A 16452-nucleotide genomic window follows, 5' to 3' on the forward strand; every position below is an offset into this window, starting at 1 on the left:
AAAGGAGACAAGATGTCCATCGACTACGCCGGCTTCCGGCGCGAACTCGAATCGTTCGTGCGCGACGCCTGCCCACACGAGATCCGCGCCGTCGTCGCGGCCGGGCAGAAGATCACCAAGCGCGAGTACCAGGCCTGGCAGAAGATTCTCGCCACCCGTGGCTGGGGCGCGCCGAGCTGGCCGGTCGAAGCCGGCGGCACCGGATGGGACATCCGCCAGCGCCTCATCTTCGAGGAGGTGATGGCCGAGAACGACTGTCCGCCTCTCTATCACCACGGCCTGGGCCACATCGGCCCGGTGATCATCCGTTTCGGCACGCCCGAGCAGAAAGCCCGGTTCCTGCCGCGCATCCTCGACGGCTCGGACTGGTGGTGCCAGGGCTATTCGGAGCCGGGCTCGGGCTCCGACCTGGCCTCGCTGTCGACCAGTGCGCGGCTCGATGGCGGGGAATGGGTCGTCAACGGCCAGAAGATCTGGACCTCGCATGCCCATGAGGCCAGCATGATCTACATGCTGGTTCGCACCTCGAAGGAGGCGAAGAAGCAGGAAGGCATCTCGCTGCTGCTGGTGCCCATGGACAGCCCGGGCATCACCGTGCGTCCCATCAGGACCATCGACGGCTGGCACCACCTGAACGAGGTGTTCTTCGACGAGGTGCGCGTGCGCGCCGACAACCTCGTGGGCGAGGTCGGCAAGGGCTGGACCTGCGCGAAGTTCCTGCTCGAGCGCGAACGCCTGCCGCCGGCCAACGTGGCACGGCTGGAGCTCATGCGCCGCCAGGTCACGCAACTGGTCGAGGAGGCGAGCCGCGCCGCCGCGGGCCGGCGCGACTTCAGCGGGCTGCACCACAAGCTCTTGCTGTGCGAGGCCGACGTGAAGGGCGCCCGCGTGATGATGGCGCAGGCCACCGACGACCTGATCCACCAGCGCCCGCTGGGCGTGCAGCCCTCCGTCATCAAGATGACCTGCGCCGACGTCGCGCAGCGCCTGACGACCATCGCGCTGGATGCGGTCGGCCCCGATGCCGCCCACCGCTTCCTTGCCGACGCGGGGGACGACGTGCCCGACGCCACCTGGATACAGAACTACATGTTCACGCGCGCCCGCACCATCGCCGGCGGCACCTCCGAGGTGCAGCGCAACGTCGTCGCCAACGAACTGCTGGGAGCCTGAGCCATGTCCACATCTTTTCCGTCGCTCTTTCCCGGCATGCTGCTGGATTCGGCGAGCCGCTATGCCCAGGACCACGCGGACCGGGAGCTCCAGGGCGACCCCGTGCGCGAACTGGGCTGGACGGCCACCCTCGTGCCCGAGGAGGCCGGCGGCGTCGGCGGCAGCCTGAGCGATCTCGCGTCCATCGTCGAGGGGCTGGCCACGCATGGCCTGCAGCTTCCGGTGGTAGAGACCTGCGCCGTCGTGCCGCTGCTGCTGCAGGCGGCGGGCGCCGAGACGGCCGGGCGCTGGCTCGAGGCCGTGGCCGAGGGCAGCGCGCGATTGGCCCCTCTGACCGCACTGTCCGCCACGCCCGACCACAGCGCGTTGACGGCCACGCACCTGGACATCGGCTACGAACTGAGCGGTGATGTGCAGGGCGTCGACGTGACTCTGCCCGCCACGCATTACCTCGTGCCCGTGCTGATCGATGGCGATGACGCCATCTTCCTGGTCGACGCCGAGCGCATCGGCGCACCGAAGGCCCGCTACAGGACCATGGAGGGCCGCCTGGGTGCCGACTTTGCGCTGCAGCGGCTCGCCGTACCCGAAGGCGCATGCATCGCGCGTGGCACCGCCGCGCGCGATGCGCGGGAGAAGGCCACGGATGCCGCCTTGCTGCTGACCGCCGCCGATACGGTGGCCGCGATGGCCACGCTCATCCGCCAGACCGTCGACCACCTGAAGGAGCGGCGCCAGTTCGGCGTGGCGCTTTCCACCTTCCAGGTGCTGCGCCACCGCGTGGCCGACATGTACGTGAAGTACCTGGGCGCCAAGGGCCTGGTGATCCACTGCTTCCACGAATACGAGCAGGACGCGGCAGGCCTGCGCCGCACGCTGCGCCTGGCCAAGGTGTCGCTGGCCGAGTCGGCCCGCGCCTGCGCGGAATCGGCCATCCAGATGCACGGGGGCATGGGCGTAAGCGAGGAGGTTTTGGCCACTCGCACGGCGCAGCGCCTCATCGCCTCCGAGTTCCGCTACGGCGACCGGCTCCTGCATGTCGCCCTGTTGCTGGCGCCGCAGGCGTGCGCCGCGCCGATTTCTTCTCTTTCCAACCAAACCGGGAGTGTGCGATGAGCATCAATCTGGAAATTTCCGACCACATCGCCGTCATCCGGCTGGACAAGCCGCCGGTCAACGCGCTCGACCGCGCCACCCGCCGGCGCCTGATCGAGATCTTCGACGAAGTGTCGGAGCGGGCCGACGTGCGCGTGGCGATCCTCACGGGCACTGGCAAGTTCTTCTGCTCCGGCGCGGATCTCAAGGACCGACCCAACGCCGAGAAGGCGGGCGACTTTCTCGACCACAACCGCTGGACGCGCGAGACCGGCAATGCCATCCGCGAATGCGCCAAGCCCGTGATCGCCGCGGTCAACGGTCCCGCGCTGGGGGCGGGTTTCGGCCTCATGGCCGCCTGCGACATCTTCCTGGCGAGCGAAGACGCCACTTTCGCCATGCCGGAGATCAACGTGGGGCTCGCGGGCGGTGTCTCGATGCTGAGGACCATGTTCGGGCGTTCGTTCACGCGCCGCATGTTCTTCACCGGCATGAAGGTGTCCGCCGCCGAGCTGTACCGCCGCGGCGTGCTCGACGAGGTGGTGCCCGCCGGGGAGCTGATGCCGCTGGCCATGGAGATCGCGCAGGAGATCGCTTCCAAGGCACCGCTGGCCATGGCCTATGCCAAGCAGGCCGCCAACATGATGGACCTGATGCCGCAGCGCGACGGCTACCGCTTCGAGCAGAACATCACCATGGCCCTGTCGCGGACCGAGGATGCGCAGGAGGCTCGCAAGGCCTTCCTGGAGAAGCGCAAACCTGTCTACAAGGGTCGCTGAGATGCAGGCCGTGGAAGTGGGGCGCGGCATGGACGCGCTGTTCAGCCCGCGCTCGATCGCCATCTTCGGTGCGTCGGACGACGTCACCAAGATCGGCGGCCGGCCGCTGCAGTTCCTGCTGAAGTATGGCTATGCGGGCGGCATCTACCCGATCAACCGCAAGGGCGGCCTGGTGCAGTCCCTGCCGGCCTATGCGAGCGTGGACGACGTGCCTGAAGTGCCGGAACTGGCCGTGGTCGCCGTGCCGCCCGCGGGTGTGCTCGACGCGGTGAGCGGCTGCGCCCGGCGCGGCGTGAAGGCAGCGGTGATCCTGTCCGCCGGATTCTCCGAGATGGGCGAAGAGGGCCGCCTCCTGCAGGAACAGATCGGCGAGGTGGCGCGCGCCACCGGCATGCGCGTGGTCGGCCCGAACTGCCTGGGCGCGATCGGCGTACCCGACAAGAGCATCGCCACCTTCTCCGTGGCACTGGAGTCGTCGTTTCCCGTGGCCGGTTCCGTGGGCATCGTCTCGCAGAGCGGCAACCTGGGCAGCTTCACGCTGCGCCTGGCCGGCGAGCGCGACCTGGGCGTCAGCCGCATGCTGACCACCGGCAACGAATGCGACGTGGACATCGCCGACGCCATTGCGTCGCTGGCGAACGACCCCGGCACCCGCGTGATCCTGTGCTGCATGGAAACCTGCCGCGACGGCGCCAAGCTGATCCGGGCCATGGCCTTGGCCCGCGAGGCAGGCAAGCCGCTGGTGGTGCTGAAGGTCGGTGTCTCGGAGGCCGGCAGCGAGGCCGCGGCCTCGCACACCGGCGCATTGGCCTGCTCCGACGCCGTGTTCGACGCCGTGCTGCGCAACGGCGGCGCCATTCGCGTGCCCAGCATCGAGCAGTTGCTCGAAGTGGGCCATGCGCTGTCCGTCGTCGGCCCGGCGCATGTGCCTGGCGGCAACCGCGTGGCCGTGCTCACTGCCTCCGGTGGCTTCGGCGTGCTCCTGGCCGATGCGGCCAGCACGCAGGGCCTGGCATTGCCCAAACTGGCCGCGCACACGCAGGAGCGCATCCTGTCGGTGGTGCCCTTTGCCGCGCCGTCCAATCCGGTGGACATGACGGCGCAGGTGTCGAGCCGGCCCGAAGTCCTGGCGCAGATGCTCGATGCCGTGGCGCGGGACGCCAGTTGCGACGCGCTGATCCTGCAGTCGGCCAACGCCTTCCACTTGCCCCGCCTGCGCGATGTGTTTCTTTCCGCGCTGGAGCAGGTGCGCAAGGACCATCCGTCGCGCCTGATCCTCCTGTGTGCCCGCGCGCCCCAGGAGGTGCGGGCCACGCTCAACGGCATGGGCTTCCCCGTGGTGGAGGGCATCGATGCCGCCTGCGCGACCCTGGCCGCGCTGTTGCGCTTCGGCGCGCGCGGCGCTGCAGAGACTGCCGCTGCGGCCATCGAGCGCACGCCGTTGGCGGTGGAGGCCTTCGCCACCGAGGCGAGCGCCAAGGCCGTTCTGGCGGAAGCCGGCCTGCCTGTGCCGCGGGAGGCGATCGCCGCCAACCGGGACGAGGCGCTGGCAGCGGCTCGTGCGCTGGGCTTTCCATTGGTGCTGAAGATCGTCTCGCCCGACATCGCCCACAAGACCGAGGTCGGCGGCGTGTTCGTCGGCGTGCAGTCCGAGGCGCAGCTGCTCGAGGAATACGCGAACCTGCTGGCGCGCGTCGCGTTGAAGGCACCCGAAGCCCGCATCGCCGGCGTGCTGGTCGCGCAGATGGTGCACAGCGGTGTCGAGCTGATCCTGGGCACCAAGAAAGACCCGGTGTTCGGCCCGATGGTGATGGTCGGGCTGGGCGGCATCTTTGCCGAGATCTTCAAGGACGTGGCGCTGCAGCCGGCGCCCGTCGACGATGCGCAGGCCACCGCCATGCTGCGCTCGCTCAAGGCCTTCGCGCTGCTCGACGGCGCGCGCGGCCGGCCCAGGGCCGACGTTCAGGCGGCCGCGAAAGCCGTCGCGGCGTTGTCGCGATTCGCCACGCGCCATGCCCAGAACGTGTCGGAGATCGATATCAACCCCTTGATGGTGCTGGAGCAGGGGCGCGGCGCCCATGCGCTGGATGCGCTGCTCGTGCCCGAGGAACAAACCATGAAAGCAAAGCCATGAACATGTCTCTTTCAGGCCGGGCGGCCTTCATCAGCGGCGCCGGCCACGGCATCGGCCGCGCCACCGCACGCGCCATGGCCCGCCTGGGTGCGACCGTCGGCATCAACGACCTGAAGCCGGAATTCGTGGAAGAGGCCGTGGCCGAGATCCGCGCCCTGGGAGGCCAGGCCATCGGGCTGCCTTGCGACGTGTCGACGCGCGAAGGGATGCGCGAGGCGGTGGCGCAGTTCGCCCGCGAGGCGGGGCGGCTGGACATCATGGTCAACAACGCCGCCTGGGTGCGCTACCAGCCGCTCGCCGAGATCACCCCGGAGGTGATGGACCGCATGGTGGAGATCGGCTTCAAGTCGGTGATCTGGGGCATCCAGGCCGCGGCGGAGGCGATGGATCCGCAGCGCGGCGGCGCCATCGTCAACGTGGCATCCATCGCGGCCTTCAAGTCGCCCATGCGCTCGGTGGTCTACAGCGGCATCAAGGCCGGCGTCCTGGGCATTACCCGTGCGTCGGCCGCCGATCTGGGCGCCCGCAACATCCGCGTGAACGCGGTGGCGCCCGGCGCCATCCCCACGGAGGGCACGGCCAAGCATCGCAATGCGGAGCTCGACGCCAAGCGCATCGGCCGCACCCCGCTGGGCCGCCTGGGGACGGTGGAAGACATTGCGGACGCCATCTGCTTCCTGGCCGGCGACGGATCGCGCTTCTTCAATGCGGACGTGCTGCGCCTGGACGGCGGCGCCTCGGAGACCTCGCTGTGAGCAGCGCGGCTCGACCGCCCAAACGGGTGCAGAACGTGTTCGTCGCGGCAAGGGATCCAGCGAGCCTGCACGGCTTCTACGAAGGCGCGCTCGGCCTGCCGGTGAAGTTCCGCGATGGCGACCGCTGGATCCAGTACGGCGCGGGCAATACCAACGTGGCGCTGGCCTGTCTCGAGGAAGCCGCGCCCGCCACCAGCGGCCTGGTGATGGTGCTGGAGGTGGAAGACTTCGAAGGCGCGCCGGAACGCATTGCGGCCGCCGGCGGACAGCTGCTGGGCCTGCGCGACATGGGCGCCCACGGGGCCGTGCTGTCGCTGCGCGATCCGGAAGGCAACCTGGTGCAACTGTTCCGGCGCGCCGCGCCCGCCGCCGCATGAGCGAGCCGCAGACCATGCCGGCAGCCTTGCAGTCGCTGCTGGACCGCGAAGCGATTCGCGACTGCCTGCTGCGCTACTGCCGGGGCATCGACCGATGCGACGAGGAGGCCTTGCGTTCGGCCTACTGGGAGGACGCCACCGATTGCCACGGGGCCTGGAACGGCAGCGCCGCCGGCTTCATCGCGCAGGCGCTGCCCAGGCTGCGACAGGGCGGGCGCCGCGTCCACCAGATCACCAATGTGCTGATCGAATTGCACGGCGACGTGGCCGCGGTGGAAAGCAGCTTCCTTGCATTGCAGTCCACCGCCGCGCAGCCGGATCGCGAGACCTTTCTTTGCGGCCGCTACGCGGACCGTTTCGAGCGTCGCGGCGGCGAGTGGCGCGTGGCTGCGCGAACCGTGGTCTATGACTGGATCGAGGAGCGCACGCGCCTCGAACTGGCGCAGGACGACGCGGCCCTGTTCGGCGCGCGCCAGCCCGTCGGCAGCCGGGCACCGCACGACGCGGTGTATGCGCTGCTGCAGAACGTGCGAGGCGGCTGATGGCTGAATCTCGCAGCGTGCTGATCACCGGCGCTGGCGCCGGCATCGGCCGCGCCGCGGCGCTGCGCCTGGCGCGCGCGGGATGGCGTTGCGTGCTGGTCGACGCAGACGCGGCTGCTTTGGAACGCATCGAAGCGCTCTGGCCGGCCGGAGCCGAGAAGCCGCTGGGCCTGGTGGCGGACCTGACAGATGCGGCCCGCATCGAACGCCTGCGCCAGGAGCTTCCACCGCTCGATGCGCTGATCAACAACGCGGGCATGTCGGCCGGCGGTGCCGAGGCGACGTCCGGCCATGACGACGGCTCCGCGGCGCGCCTTCTGGCGCTGAACCTGGCAGCGCCGGCGCGCCTGGTGCAGGCGTGCGCCCCGCATCTGCGGCCAGGCGCGCGCATCGTCAACGTGGCTTCCGGGGCAGGCCTGCGAGCCATCCCGTGGCGCGGCCTCTACAGCCCGAGCAAGGCCGGGTTGATCGGGCAGAGCCGGGCGCTGGCGCACGCCCGGCCCGACTGGACGGTGATCACGCTCGCACCGGGTTTCGTGCGAACCGAACTCGTGCAACGCCTGATCGACGGTGGGCGGTTGGACCCCGCGCAGGCGGTGTCGAAGATTCCCATGGGCCGGATGGCCGAGCCCGAGGAGATGGCCGAAGCCTTGTGCTTCCTGGCCAGTCCGGGCGCGCGCGTGCTCACAGGACAACTGCTGGTGCTGGACGGCGGCTCGTCCGTTTGCGGAGGAAGCCAGCCATTGCCGCCCTGCGAACGTCCGCCCCTTGCGTTCGATGCACCCTTGCGCCCGACCTGCGAGGCGGTGCGCGAGCCGCTGTGGCACACCGCCCTGCACAGGTGGGTTCGCTCGCATGCGAGCCATCCGGGTTCCATGGGCTATGCGGGCGTTGTCGATGCTCGCGCGCTGGACGCGCAGCCCGGCTTGCGGCTCGATGCGGTGCTCGACGCGGCGCGCTGCTTCCGCTCGCGTCATGCGGCGCTGGCCAGCCTCACGCTGCTGATGCCTGCGCCCGAACCGGGGCTCGACTGGCCAATGGCCGGCGATGCCGATGCGGCCCGGATGCTGGTGGCCACGCTGGCCGCCGAATGGGGCATGCACGGGCTGCGCATCAACGCACTGGAGCTGCCGCGCGATCTCGCGCCCGATGCCTGCCTGCCGCTGCTCGACTACATGGCCGGCCCCCGGGCGCAATTCCTGACCGGCCAGGTGCTTCGCCTCGGCGCCGCCGCGGCCCGAGATCACAACAAGGAGACTCTTGCATGATTCCACTGACCATTTCGCGCCGCCGCCTTCTGGCGGGCGCGGGGCTGCTCGCTCTTCAGGGCCGACCATGGGCCAGCGAAGCCGGCGCCTGGCCGGCGCGCGCCATCCGCCTGGTGGTGCCCGGCCCCCCGGGTGCCGGCTCGGACATCTTCGCGCGCCTGCTGTCCGTGCCGCTGCAACAGGCCCTCAAGCAGCCGGTCATCGTGGACAACAAGCCCGGCGCGAATGGCCTGATCGGCAATGACACCGTCGCCAAGGCGGCGCCCGACGGCTACACCATCCTGCTGTCGCCGTCCTCGGCGATTGCGATCAACCCGGTCATCCAGCCGAAGATGCCCTACGACACGCAGAAAGACCTTCTGCCCATCGCGCAGGTAGGCGCCGCCGGCATCCTGCTGGTGGCGAACCCGGCGACGGGTATCCGCTCGCTGGCAGACCTGGTTCGCCAGGCCAGGGCCAACCCCGACAAGCTGGCCTGCGGCTCCTGGGGCAACGGCTCGACCGGCCACTTGGTGCTGGAGGGCATCAAGGCCCAGTACGGAATCAGCATGGCGCACGTGCCCTACAAGGGCGTCTCGCCGCTGGTGAGCGACCTGCTGGGCAACATCATCGGCGTGGGCTTCGTCGATATCGCTTCGCCGGTTCCCCACATCCGCAGCGGCAGGCTGCTCGGATTGGGCAGCACCGGCTCCGCCCGCGGACCCGCACTGCCGGAGGTGCCAACGCTGACCGAGCAGGGCTACCGCTCCGACGTGGACGGCTGGTACGGCATCTTTGCGCCGGCGGGCACGCCGCACGAGGTGGTCGTGCGCCTGAACCAGGAGATCAACCGCATCCTGTCGACCGACGAGATCATCCAGAAGTTCGCCGCGCAGAACATGCCGCGCCCGCCGATCAAGAACGCGGAGCAGTTTGCCGCCACCGTTCACCGGGACCTCGCGGTCTGGCAGTCCCTGGCGAAAGTCGCCAGGTTGCGCGTGGACTGACCTCCACCGGCTCAGCCCGCCGGGCGCTTCATCCGCAGCGCGGTCTCGACCACCGCACCGCGCAGCGATTGCACCGTGGGGTGCGCTTCGAGTTCCTTCAGCGTGAAGAAGCTCACCGGCGGCAGGTTCCAGCTCAGCCGGTATGGGAGCGCGGCGCAGTGGCCCGCATCCTCCATGCCGGCCAGCACGTCGCGCGCGAAGATGGTGATGGCGTTGGGCTCCTGGCGCAGCACCGTCTCGATGCTCCGGATCGCGGTGGTCTCCAGGATGGGCAGCGGCGGCTGGACGCCGGCGCCGACGAAGATCGCGTTGTAGGTCCTGCGCATGGGTGTGTTGGGCGGCGGCAGGATCCAGTCGAGCTGCGCGAGCCGCGCCCAGTCCAGCGGCCCGCGCGAGAGCCGCTTGACGTTCTTCGCACCCACCACGAGGCAGGGCTCCTGCTCGTGGATGGCCTCCTGCACCAGCCCGCTCGCGTCGCCATCGTAGGAGCGGCCGATGGCGCAGTCGAGTTCGCGCGCGACGAGGCCGGCGACCAGTTCGTCCGTGGTGCCTTCGCGCACCATCACCGAAATGCGCGGCGAGCGGTCGAGCAGATGCGTCAACGCGGCCGACATGAGCTGCTGCGGCACCTGCTGCGTGAAGCCCAGCCGCAGGCGGCCGCCGCGGCCCGCTTCGAGCGAGGTGAGCACGCGCGTGGTCGCCTCGAGCTCGGCAAGCCAGCGCCGCGCGTAGTGCAGCACCGCGTCACCCGCGGCGGTAGGCACGAGCCCCCTGCTGGAGCGCTCGAAAAGCGTGCTGCCGAAGATGTCCTCGACCTCGTGCAGCGCCTTGGTGATCGCCGGCTGGCTGAGCTGCATTTCGGCGGCGACGCGGCTGAGCGTGCGATGCCGGTCGATGGCCTGCAGCAACGAGAGCTGACGCAGCTTGAGGCGGGAGAGCAGTGTGCGGTGCAGCTCGGCGGCGGGGTCTCGGGCGGTGGGCAAGGCCATAACTCCTGGGTTATCGGGCTATCAGAAATTATTTCACTTTGGTGAATTGCGAGTCCTAGACTTTTCCCCATGGACACGCTCAATGCACCGACGACGACCACCGCCATCACCGCCGGGTTTCTGGACTCGCTGGCCGAGGCAGCGGACGCTGTCGAGGCGCTGCGCCGGATCGACAGCCGCCGCTTGCTGATGGCCCCGGGCAGCATCTTCAGCATCCAGCAGAACGTGACGACCGGGCTCGATGCGGCCGGCCAGGTCCTGCTGCGCCGCTTCTATTCGTCGGAGGCTTCGAGCTTCCCCGTGAACGGCACCAAGCGCAAGACAATGACGCGCTGGACCGAATGCCTCTTCGTGCAGGGGCGTGTGTTCGTCGGCGAGGGCGAGCACGTGCTCGCGCAGACCTTCGACGATTTCGACCAGATGCGCGCCTACGCGCTGCGCAGCGTGATCAACGTGCCGCTGATGCATGGGGAGCTCTGCTACGCGACCTTCAACGTCTTCGGCACCCGCACCCGCTGGCAGCCGGAGGAGGTGCTTGGCATCCGCTTGCTGGCGCTGGCCGCCGCGCGCTGGGTGCCTTCCGTGCCCGGGCTCGCCTACAGCTTCGAGGAAACGCCATGCCTGTGACTGCCTTGCACCACTTCACCATCCGCTGCACGCCGGACGAACTGCCGCCGCTGGTGGACTTCTACACACGCGTGATGCGCCTCACGGTCGGGGCACGGCCGGAGATTCCTGCACCCGGCGCATGGCTGTATGCCGACGGCCAGCCCATCGTGCACCTTTACGCGCACCTGTCGGCGCCGGACCGGCCGGGCGGGCAGGGCAGCCCCGTCACGGGCCATCTCGACCACATCTCGTTCCGCTCACGCGGTCTGGCTGAAATGCGCGCGCACCTTCGCGCAATTGACGTTCCGTTCGTGGAGGCGCCGATCCCGGGCTGGGCGATTCACCAGCTCTTTCTGCAGGACCCGCGCGGTCTCAAGATCGAGATGACTTTCTGGATGGACCAGGAAGATCAGGAAGAAGGAGGCGCGGCATGACGCACTTCGTCAAGGTCGGCGACCTGCGCATCGCCTTCGATCGCGAGGGCGATGGCCCGCCGCTGGTGCTGATGCACGGCGCGGAGGCCTCGCGGCAGATGTTCGCGGCGCTGGTGCCGCAGCTGTCCGGCCACTTCACGGTGATCGCCTACGACCAGCGCGACTGTGGCGAGACCGAAGGGCCCGAGCGTGCCTCGACGCTCGCGGACCTGGCGGACGATGCGCAGCAATTCATCAAGGCCCTCGGGTTCAAGCGCGCCCATGTGTTCGGCTCGTCCTTCGGCGGCCGGGTCGCGCAGGCGCTGGCGGTGCAGCACCCGCGCTCGGTCGACCAGCTTGTGCTGGGCAGCACCTGGCCGCTGCCCAGACCCTACGAGGAGCTGTGTCCGGATGCGCGGCGCCTGGGTGAATTGCGAAGCGGCCTGCCCGCCACCGCGCAGGAGCTGGCGACCTGGTTCTTCCCCGAGGTCTTCCTGCGGCAGCGCCCTGAACTGCGGCACTTGTTCGCGAATGCGCGGCCCGAATCGCCGCGGTCCACGCGACGCGCGGCGACCGTGCAGACCACGCTCGAGCGCGGCGTGGCCGACATCGTCGCGCCCACGCTGGTGCTGGCCGGCGAACTCGACCGTGTGGTGCCGCCGAGCGTGACGCTCTCGATGGCCGGCCGCATCCGCGGCGCCGATGCCGTGCTGCTGCCCGGCATCGGCCATGTCACCGCGATGCAGGCGCCGGAGTTCCTGGCGCACCACATCGTCCGCTTCCTGAGCCCCGAAGGAGCCAAGCCATGAGCACGAGCAGCACGAACCATGAGCGCACACGCGGGCGCTCCGACTACATCCGCATCGAAGGGCTGTCGAAGCACTTCGGCGATGGCGGCGAAGGCGTGCTCGCGCTGAAGGACATCGACTGCTGCATCGAGGAGGGCAGCTTCGTGACCATCGTGGGCCCGAGCGGCTGCGGCAAGAGCACGCTGCTGCGCATCCTCGCGGGGCTGCTCGACTACGGCACAGGCCGCGTGGTGCTCGACGGCCAGCCGATCCAGGGCACGCGGCGCGATGTGGGCGTGGTGTTCCAGAGCTCGATCCTGCTGCCCTGGCGCACCATCCTCGAGAACGTGATGCTGCCGGCCGAGGTGCTGGGCATTCCGGCGAAGCAGGCGCGCGAGCGCGCCATGCAGCTGCTGCACATGGTCCGGCTCGACGGCTTCGAGCACAAGCTGCCGCGCCAGCTGAGCGGCGGCATGCAGCAGCGCGCATCGATCGCGCGGGCGCTGCTGCACGACCCGAAGATCCTGCTGATGGATGAGCCTTTCGGTGCGCTCGATGCGATGACGCGCGAGCGCATGAACCTGGAACTTCAGCGCATCTGGATGGAAAGCGGCAAGACGGTGGTGCTGATCACGCACTCGATTCCGGAGGCGGTGTTCCTCGGCGACAGGGTGTTCGTGATGTCGCCACGCCCCGGCACGCTCGAACGCGTGCTGCCCATCGACCTGCCGCGTCCGCGGGCCATGGACGTGATGTCGCATCCCGCCTTCGCCGCCGCGTCGCTCTCGATCCGCGAACGCTTCTCGCACGCCGCTTCGTTCGACTGACAGGAAGTTCCAGATGACCACCGCCATGCTCGCCAAGACCGACTCCGTTGCATTGCCTGACGACCGCGCGCCGCTTGCCACCACAGCGGCGATCAAGGCGAAGCCGAGGCGCCGCGCGAACCCGCTCGCATCGACGCGGGTGCAGTCGATCCTTCTGCTCGCCGCGCTGCTCGGCGCGTGGGAGGCGGGCGTGCGGCTCTTCAAGGTGCCGCAACACCTTGTGCCGCCGGTGAGCGACATCGCGGTCGCACTATGGCGCGGCCTGGCGACCGGGCCGCTCGCGAAGGACGGCTTCTGGTACCACGGCGGCGTGACGGTGACCGAGATCCTGCTGGGGTTCGTCATCGGCAGCGGCGTCGGCCTCGCGATCGGCATCGTGGTGTCGCAGATGCCGAAGGTCGAAGCGCTGCTGGCGCCCTACGTCGCCGCGTTGCAGAGCGTGCCCAAGGTGGCGGTCGCGCCGATCATCGTGGTGTGGCTGGGCTTCGGCATCGGCTCGAAGGTGATGATCATCTGCCTGCTGACCTTCTTCCCGGTGCTGGTGACCAGCATCGCGGGCTTCAAGGCGGTGGACCCGGACCGTATCGATCTGCTGCGCTCGCTCTCGGCAACGCAGTGGCAGATCTTCCGCAAGGCCAAGTTCCCGAGCGCGCTGCCCTACATCTTCGCGGGGCTGAACATGGCCGCGGCCTTCAGCGTGGTCGGCGCGGTGGTCGGGGAGTTCGTCGGCGCGCAGGCCGGGTTGGGCGTGCTCATCCTGCAGATGGAAGCGCAGGCCGACACCGGCGGCAGCTTCGCGGTGTGCGTGGTGCTGTCTGTGATCGGCATCGTGCTGAGCGACCTGCTGCGCCGCATTCAGCGCCGCGTGCTGCACTGGATGCCAGCCGATGCTTCGCAGCGGACGGTGAACGCCTGAGCTTCCTGCATCCCCGCATTTTTTCCGTGTGAAGGAGTGAGCGATGTTGACGCGACGTGATTTCGGGTTGGGCCTCGGTGCCCTGGGTTTTGCCGCCAGCCTGCCGGCGCTGGCGCAGGGCGTGCGGGTCATGAAGGTGGCGAACACCGCGGCGGTGAACGATCCGCAGCAGTGCTTCACCACCGCGGGCCAGCATCCCAGGCTCGACTTCTACAAGCCCAAGGGCGTGGATATCGAGTACGTCAACATGTCGAGCATGACGCAGGCGCTGCAGAGCCTGCGCGCCGGGCATGTGGACTTCGGGCCGGCGGTGCCGGCCATCCTGCTGCCTGCGATGGCGAAGGATCCGTCGCTCGACCTGGTGAGCGTCTACAAGTGGCTGCCTCGCAATGCCAACGTGATCGTGGTCAAGCCCGGCAGCCCGATCAAGTCGGCCGCGGACCTTGCAGGCAAGCGCATCGGCGTGCGCAGCCAGGGCGACACCGGCATCGTCATCACCAGGATCATGCTGACCGAACTGGGCCTGAAGGACGACGGCTGCGAGTACATCGCGATCGGCGACGGCGCGCCGGCCGGCGCGGCGATCGACAACGATCGGGTGGACGCGATGGTGGCCTTCGACACCGCCGCCGCGCGTATCGAGCTGGTGGGGACCAGGCTGCGCTACGTGCCGCTCACGCCCAAGTTCGCGCAGGTGGGCTCGGGCTGGCTGTGCGTGCCGCGCAAGCTGCTGAAGGAGGAGCGCAAGGCGCTGGTGGCGCTGTTCCAGGGCATCGCGAAGTCGACCATCTTCTCGAACACGAACCTCGATGCGGCCATCGACCTGCACTGGGCGACGTATCCCGAGAGCCGGCCCAAGGGCCGCAGCGAGGACGAGGCCCGCAAGGAACTGGCCTTCATCCTCAAGGACCGCAAGAACAGCTGGATGCGCCGGAGCGACGATCCGGACCAGCGCATGGGCGCGTCGTCGCCGGCCGAGTGGCAGGCGAACATCGAGATGAGCGCGCAGAGCAGCAAGAACCCGAAGCTGGCTGCCGAACTCGGCGACCCGAACCGTCTTTTCACCAACGAACTGATCGACGACATCAACGCCTTCGACAAGCAGGCGGTGGTGCGGATGGCCAAGGAATTCAAGCTGTAGCCGGCGAAGGAGAAGCCCCATGAACGTACTCATTTCCGGCGCCAGCATGGCCGGCCTTTCGGCGGCCTACTGGTTCGCCCGTCTCGGCCACCGGGTGACCGTCGTCGAGCGCGCCGACGGCCTGCGGCCCGGTGGCGCGCCCATCGACGTGCGCGGGCGCGCGCTTGCAACCGCGCAGCGCATGGGCATCCTGCAGAGGATCAATGCCGAGAAGGTCGGCATCCTCGGTCCGGCAAAGGTGCTCGACGGCACGGGAGCGCAGGTCGCGACGCTTGACCTGCGCTGGTTTGCCAACGAGACCGACGACGACGTCGAGATCACACGCGACCGGCTCAACCGTATCCTGCTGAGCGCCATACCCGATGGTGTCGAGTTTCGCTTCAAGGCTTCCATCGCATCGATCGTCGACGGGGCAGGCGGCGTGGAGGTCAGCTTCTCGGACGGCTTGCAGGGCCGCTACGACCTGGTGGTCGGCGCCGACGGTCTTCATTCCAACGTGCGCAAGCTCGCCTTCGGATCCGAGAAGGAATATGTGCGTCACTTCGGCCACTACGTTGCGCTCGTCGATCTTCCTGCCGACCGGCACTGGCACCGGGCCATGCTCAGTGTGCCGGGCCTGATGATCGCCGTACGTGACGCGGGCGACGGCCCGCAGGGTCTGATGCTCGCCGCCAGCCCCGAGATCGACTATGACTACCGCGATCTCGACGCGCAGCGCGAACTCATCGACCGGCTGCTGTCGCGCGTCGATGCGTGGCAGGTGCCCGCGATGCGCGCGGCGTTCGCCGACCCCGCCGCCAAGGGCTTCTACTTCGATTCGGTGAGCCAGACCCACATGCCGAGCTGGATCCGCGGCAACGTCGCGGTGATCGGCGACGCGGGCCATTGCGCGGCCCTGTTGTCAGGCATGGGGACCACGCTGGCGATGGTGTCCGCGGAGCTCCTGGCGAACACATGGACCGAGCACGGCGGCCGCATGGAGGAGGCGTCCACGGCCTACCACGAGCAACTGCGACCCTATGTGTCGCAATGCCAGGCTTTCGCCGGGGAGGGCGCACCGATCATGGTGCCGCCGACGCAGGAGGCGCTCGACGAGCGCAACGCGATGTTCCGCGCATATGCGGCCAGGTTTGCGGAAACGGCGTCTAGTGAAAGAACTGGGCGATCGGGATGATGACCGGGATCGGAACGCCGAGAAACAAGAGCAGAAGCGAACGCATGATGAGGATCTCCTTGGAAGTGTGTTCGGACAGCCGGGTCGTTCAGAGGTCGTGCCGGCGGCCGCCGTAGGTCGCGGCGAAGCTGGCGACGAAGGCGCCGATCAGCAGCGAGACCACCAGCCTGCCCGGTACCCGCGTCGCCGGTCACAGCGGCAGGAGCGCTTGCGTCGCGACGGAACAGTGAATCGATGAAGTAGTTCATCGGGCTCGCGCCGCCGTCCTGCGCCGGCTGCGATGCGGCAGCGCCCGCGCCTGCCCCCGCCATGCCCGCAGCCGTGGCCGCACCACTCGCGACGGTCGCACCAGCCTGCGCACCCGCGCCAACGATCGAGCCCACCACGGAGCTGAGCAGCGCGGCGGTCAGCAGCGTTGCGACAGACCAGGCCAGGAAACCGTGTGCCGTGTCGCGGAAGTAGACCTCGTCCGTATGCACGCCTGCC

17 protein-coding genes are annotated in these 16452 nt (G+C 69.0%); 16 read left to right on the forward strand and 1 reads right to left on the reverse strand.

Features of this window, described 5'->3' with window-relative positions; genetic code table 11:
* Positions 1–12: 12 nt before the first annotated feature.
* The 9 genes from ACWV14_RS34150 to ACWV14_RS34190 are packed head-to-tail and all read left to right on the forward strand — an operon-like array spanning position 13 to position 9109.
* Positions 13–1173, forward strand: coding sequence for an acyl-CoA dehydrogenase family protein (locus tag ACWV14_RS34150; protein WP_454908233.1), 1161 nt, complete (start codon positions 13–15; stop codon positions 1171–1173).
* A gap of 3 nt (positions 1174–1176) precedes the next feature.
* Complete coding sequence (locus tag ACWV14_RS34155) at positions 1177–2289, forward strand: acyl-CoA dehydrogenase family protein (protein WP_454908234.1); 1113 nt, start codon at positions 1177–1179, stop codon at positions 2287–2289.
* Positions 2286–3047 (forward strand): enoyl-CoA hydratase/isomerase family protein, encoded by a 762-nt coding sequence (locus ACWV14_RS34160; RefSeq protein ID WP_454908235.1) that lies wholly within the window; start codon positions 2286–2288, stop codon positions 3045–3047. Before ACWV14_RS34155 ends, ACWV14_RS34160 begins: the two co-directional genes overlap by 4 nt.
* Position 3048: 1 nt before the next feature.
* Positions 3049–5181, forward strand: coding sequence for an acetate--CoA ligase family protein (locus ACWV14_RS34165; RefSeq protein WP_454908236.1), 2133 nt, complete (start codon positions 3049–3051; stop codon positions 5179–5181).
* On the forward strand, positions 5178–5936 hold the full coding sequence (locus ACWV14_RS34170) for an SDR family NAD(P)-dependent oxidoreductase (protein WP_454908237.1): 759 nt from the start codon (positions 5178–5180) through the stop codon (positions 5934–5936). The genes ACWV14_RS34165 and ACWV14_RS34170 overlap by 4 nt, the downstream gene beginning before the upstream one ends.
* Complete coding sequence (locus ACWV14_RS34175) at positions 5933–6313, forward strand: VOC family protein (RefSeq protein WP_454908238.1); 381 nt, start codon at positions 5933–5935, stop codon at positions 6311–6313. The genes ACWV14_RS34170 and ACWV14_RS34175 overlap by 4 nt, the downstream gene beginning before the upstream one ends.
* Positions 6310–6855, forward strand: a complete 546-nt coding sequence (locus ACWV14_RS34180) for a nuclear transport factor 2 family protein (protein WP_454908239.1) — start codon at positions 6310–6312, stop codon at positions 6853–6855. Before ACWV14_RS34175 ends, ACWV14_RS34180 begins: the two co-directional genes overlap by 4 nt.
* Positions 6855–8123, forward strand: coding sequence for an SDR family oxidoreductase (locus ACWV14_RS34185; protein WP_454908240.1), 1269 nt, complete (start codon positions 6855–6857; stop codon positions 8121–8123). The genes ACWV14_RS34180 and ACWV14_RS34185 overlap by 1 nt, the downstream gene beginning before the upstream one ends.
* Complete coding sequence (locus tag ACWV14_RS34190; RefSeq protein ID WP_454908241.1) at positions 8120–9109, forward strand: Bug family tripartite tricarboxylate transporter substrate binding protein; 990 nt, start codon at positions 8120–8122, stop codon at positions 9107–9109. Before ACWV14_RS34185 ends, ACWV14_RS34190 begins: the two co-directional genes overlap by 4 nt.
* Positions 9110–9120: 11 nt before the next feature.
* On the opposite strand, the gene ACWV14_RS34195 is transcribed toward ACWV14_RS34190, so the two are convergent.
* Positions 9121–10092 (reverse strand): LysR family transcriptional regulator, encoded by a 972-nt coding sequence (locus tag ACWV14_RS34195; protein ID WP_454908242.1) that lies wholly within the window; start codon positions 10090–10092, stop codon positions 9121–9123.
* Between the two features lie 75 nt (positions 10093–10167).
* On the opposite strand from ACWV14_RS34195, the gene ACWV14_RS34200 reads away from it, so the two are divergent.
* The 7 genes from ACWV14_RS34200 to ACWV14_RS34230 are packed head-to-tail and all read left to right on the forward strand — an operon-like array spanning position 10168 to position 15966.
* Positions 10168–10725, forward strand: a complete 558-nt coding sequence (locus tag ACWV14_RS34200; RefSeq protein ID WP_454908243.1) for a GAF domain-containing protein — start codon at positions 10168–10170, stop codon at positions 10723–10725.
* Positions 10716–11141 carry a VOC family protein gene (locus ACWV14_RS34205; protein WP_454908244.1) on the forward strand — a complete coding sequence of 142 codons (426 nt, stop codon included), beginning with the start codon at positions 10716–10718 and terminating at the stop codon, positions 11139–11141. The genes ACWV14_RS34200 and ACWV14_RS34205 overlap by 10 nt, the downstream gene beginning before the upstream one ends.
* A complete protein-coding gene (locus ACWV14_RS34210; RefSeq protein WP_454908245.1) occupies positions 11138–11929 on the forward strand; it encodes an alpha/beta fold hydrolase in 792 nt (263 codons plus the stop codon). Before ACWV14_RS34205 ends, ACWV14_RS34210 begins: the two co-directional genes overlap by 4 nt.
* Entirely contained in the window at positions 11926–12735 is an 810-nt protein-coding gene (locus ACWV14_RS34215) for an ABC transporter ATP-binding protein (RefSeq protein WP_454908246.1), read from the forward strand. The genes ACWV14_RS34210 and ACWV14_RS34215 overlap by 4 nt, the downstream gene beginning before the upstream one ends.
* Before the next feature lie 13 nt (positions 12736–12748).
* Positions 12749–13651 (forward strand): ABC transporter permease, encoded by a 903-nt coding sequence (locus tag ACWV14_RS34220; RefSeq protein ID WP_454908247.1) that lies wholly within the window; start codon positions 12749–12751, stop codon positions 13649–13651.
* 43 nt (positions 13652–13694) lie between these two features.
* Positions 13695–14792 carry an ABC transporter substrate-binding protein gene (locus ACWV14_RS34225; RefSeq protein WP_454908248.1) on the forward strand — a complete coding sequence of 366 codons (1098 nt, stop codon included), beginning with the start codon at positions 13695–13697 and terminating at the stop codon, positions 14790–14792.
* A gap of 19 nt (positions 14793–14811) precedes the next feature.
* Positions 14812–15966 carry an FAD-dependent monooxygenase gene (locus ACWV14_RS34230; protein WP_454908249.1) on the forward strand — a complete coding sequence of 385 codons (1155 nt, stop codon included), beginning with the start codon at positions 14812–14814 and terminating at the stop codon, positions 15964–15966.
* The last annotated feature ends 486 nt before the right edge of the window (positions 15967–16452 follow it).

It is taken from the genome of Variovorax durovernensis (assembly GCF_977011995.1).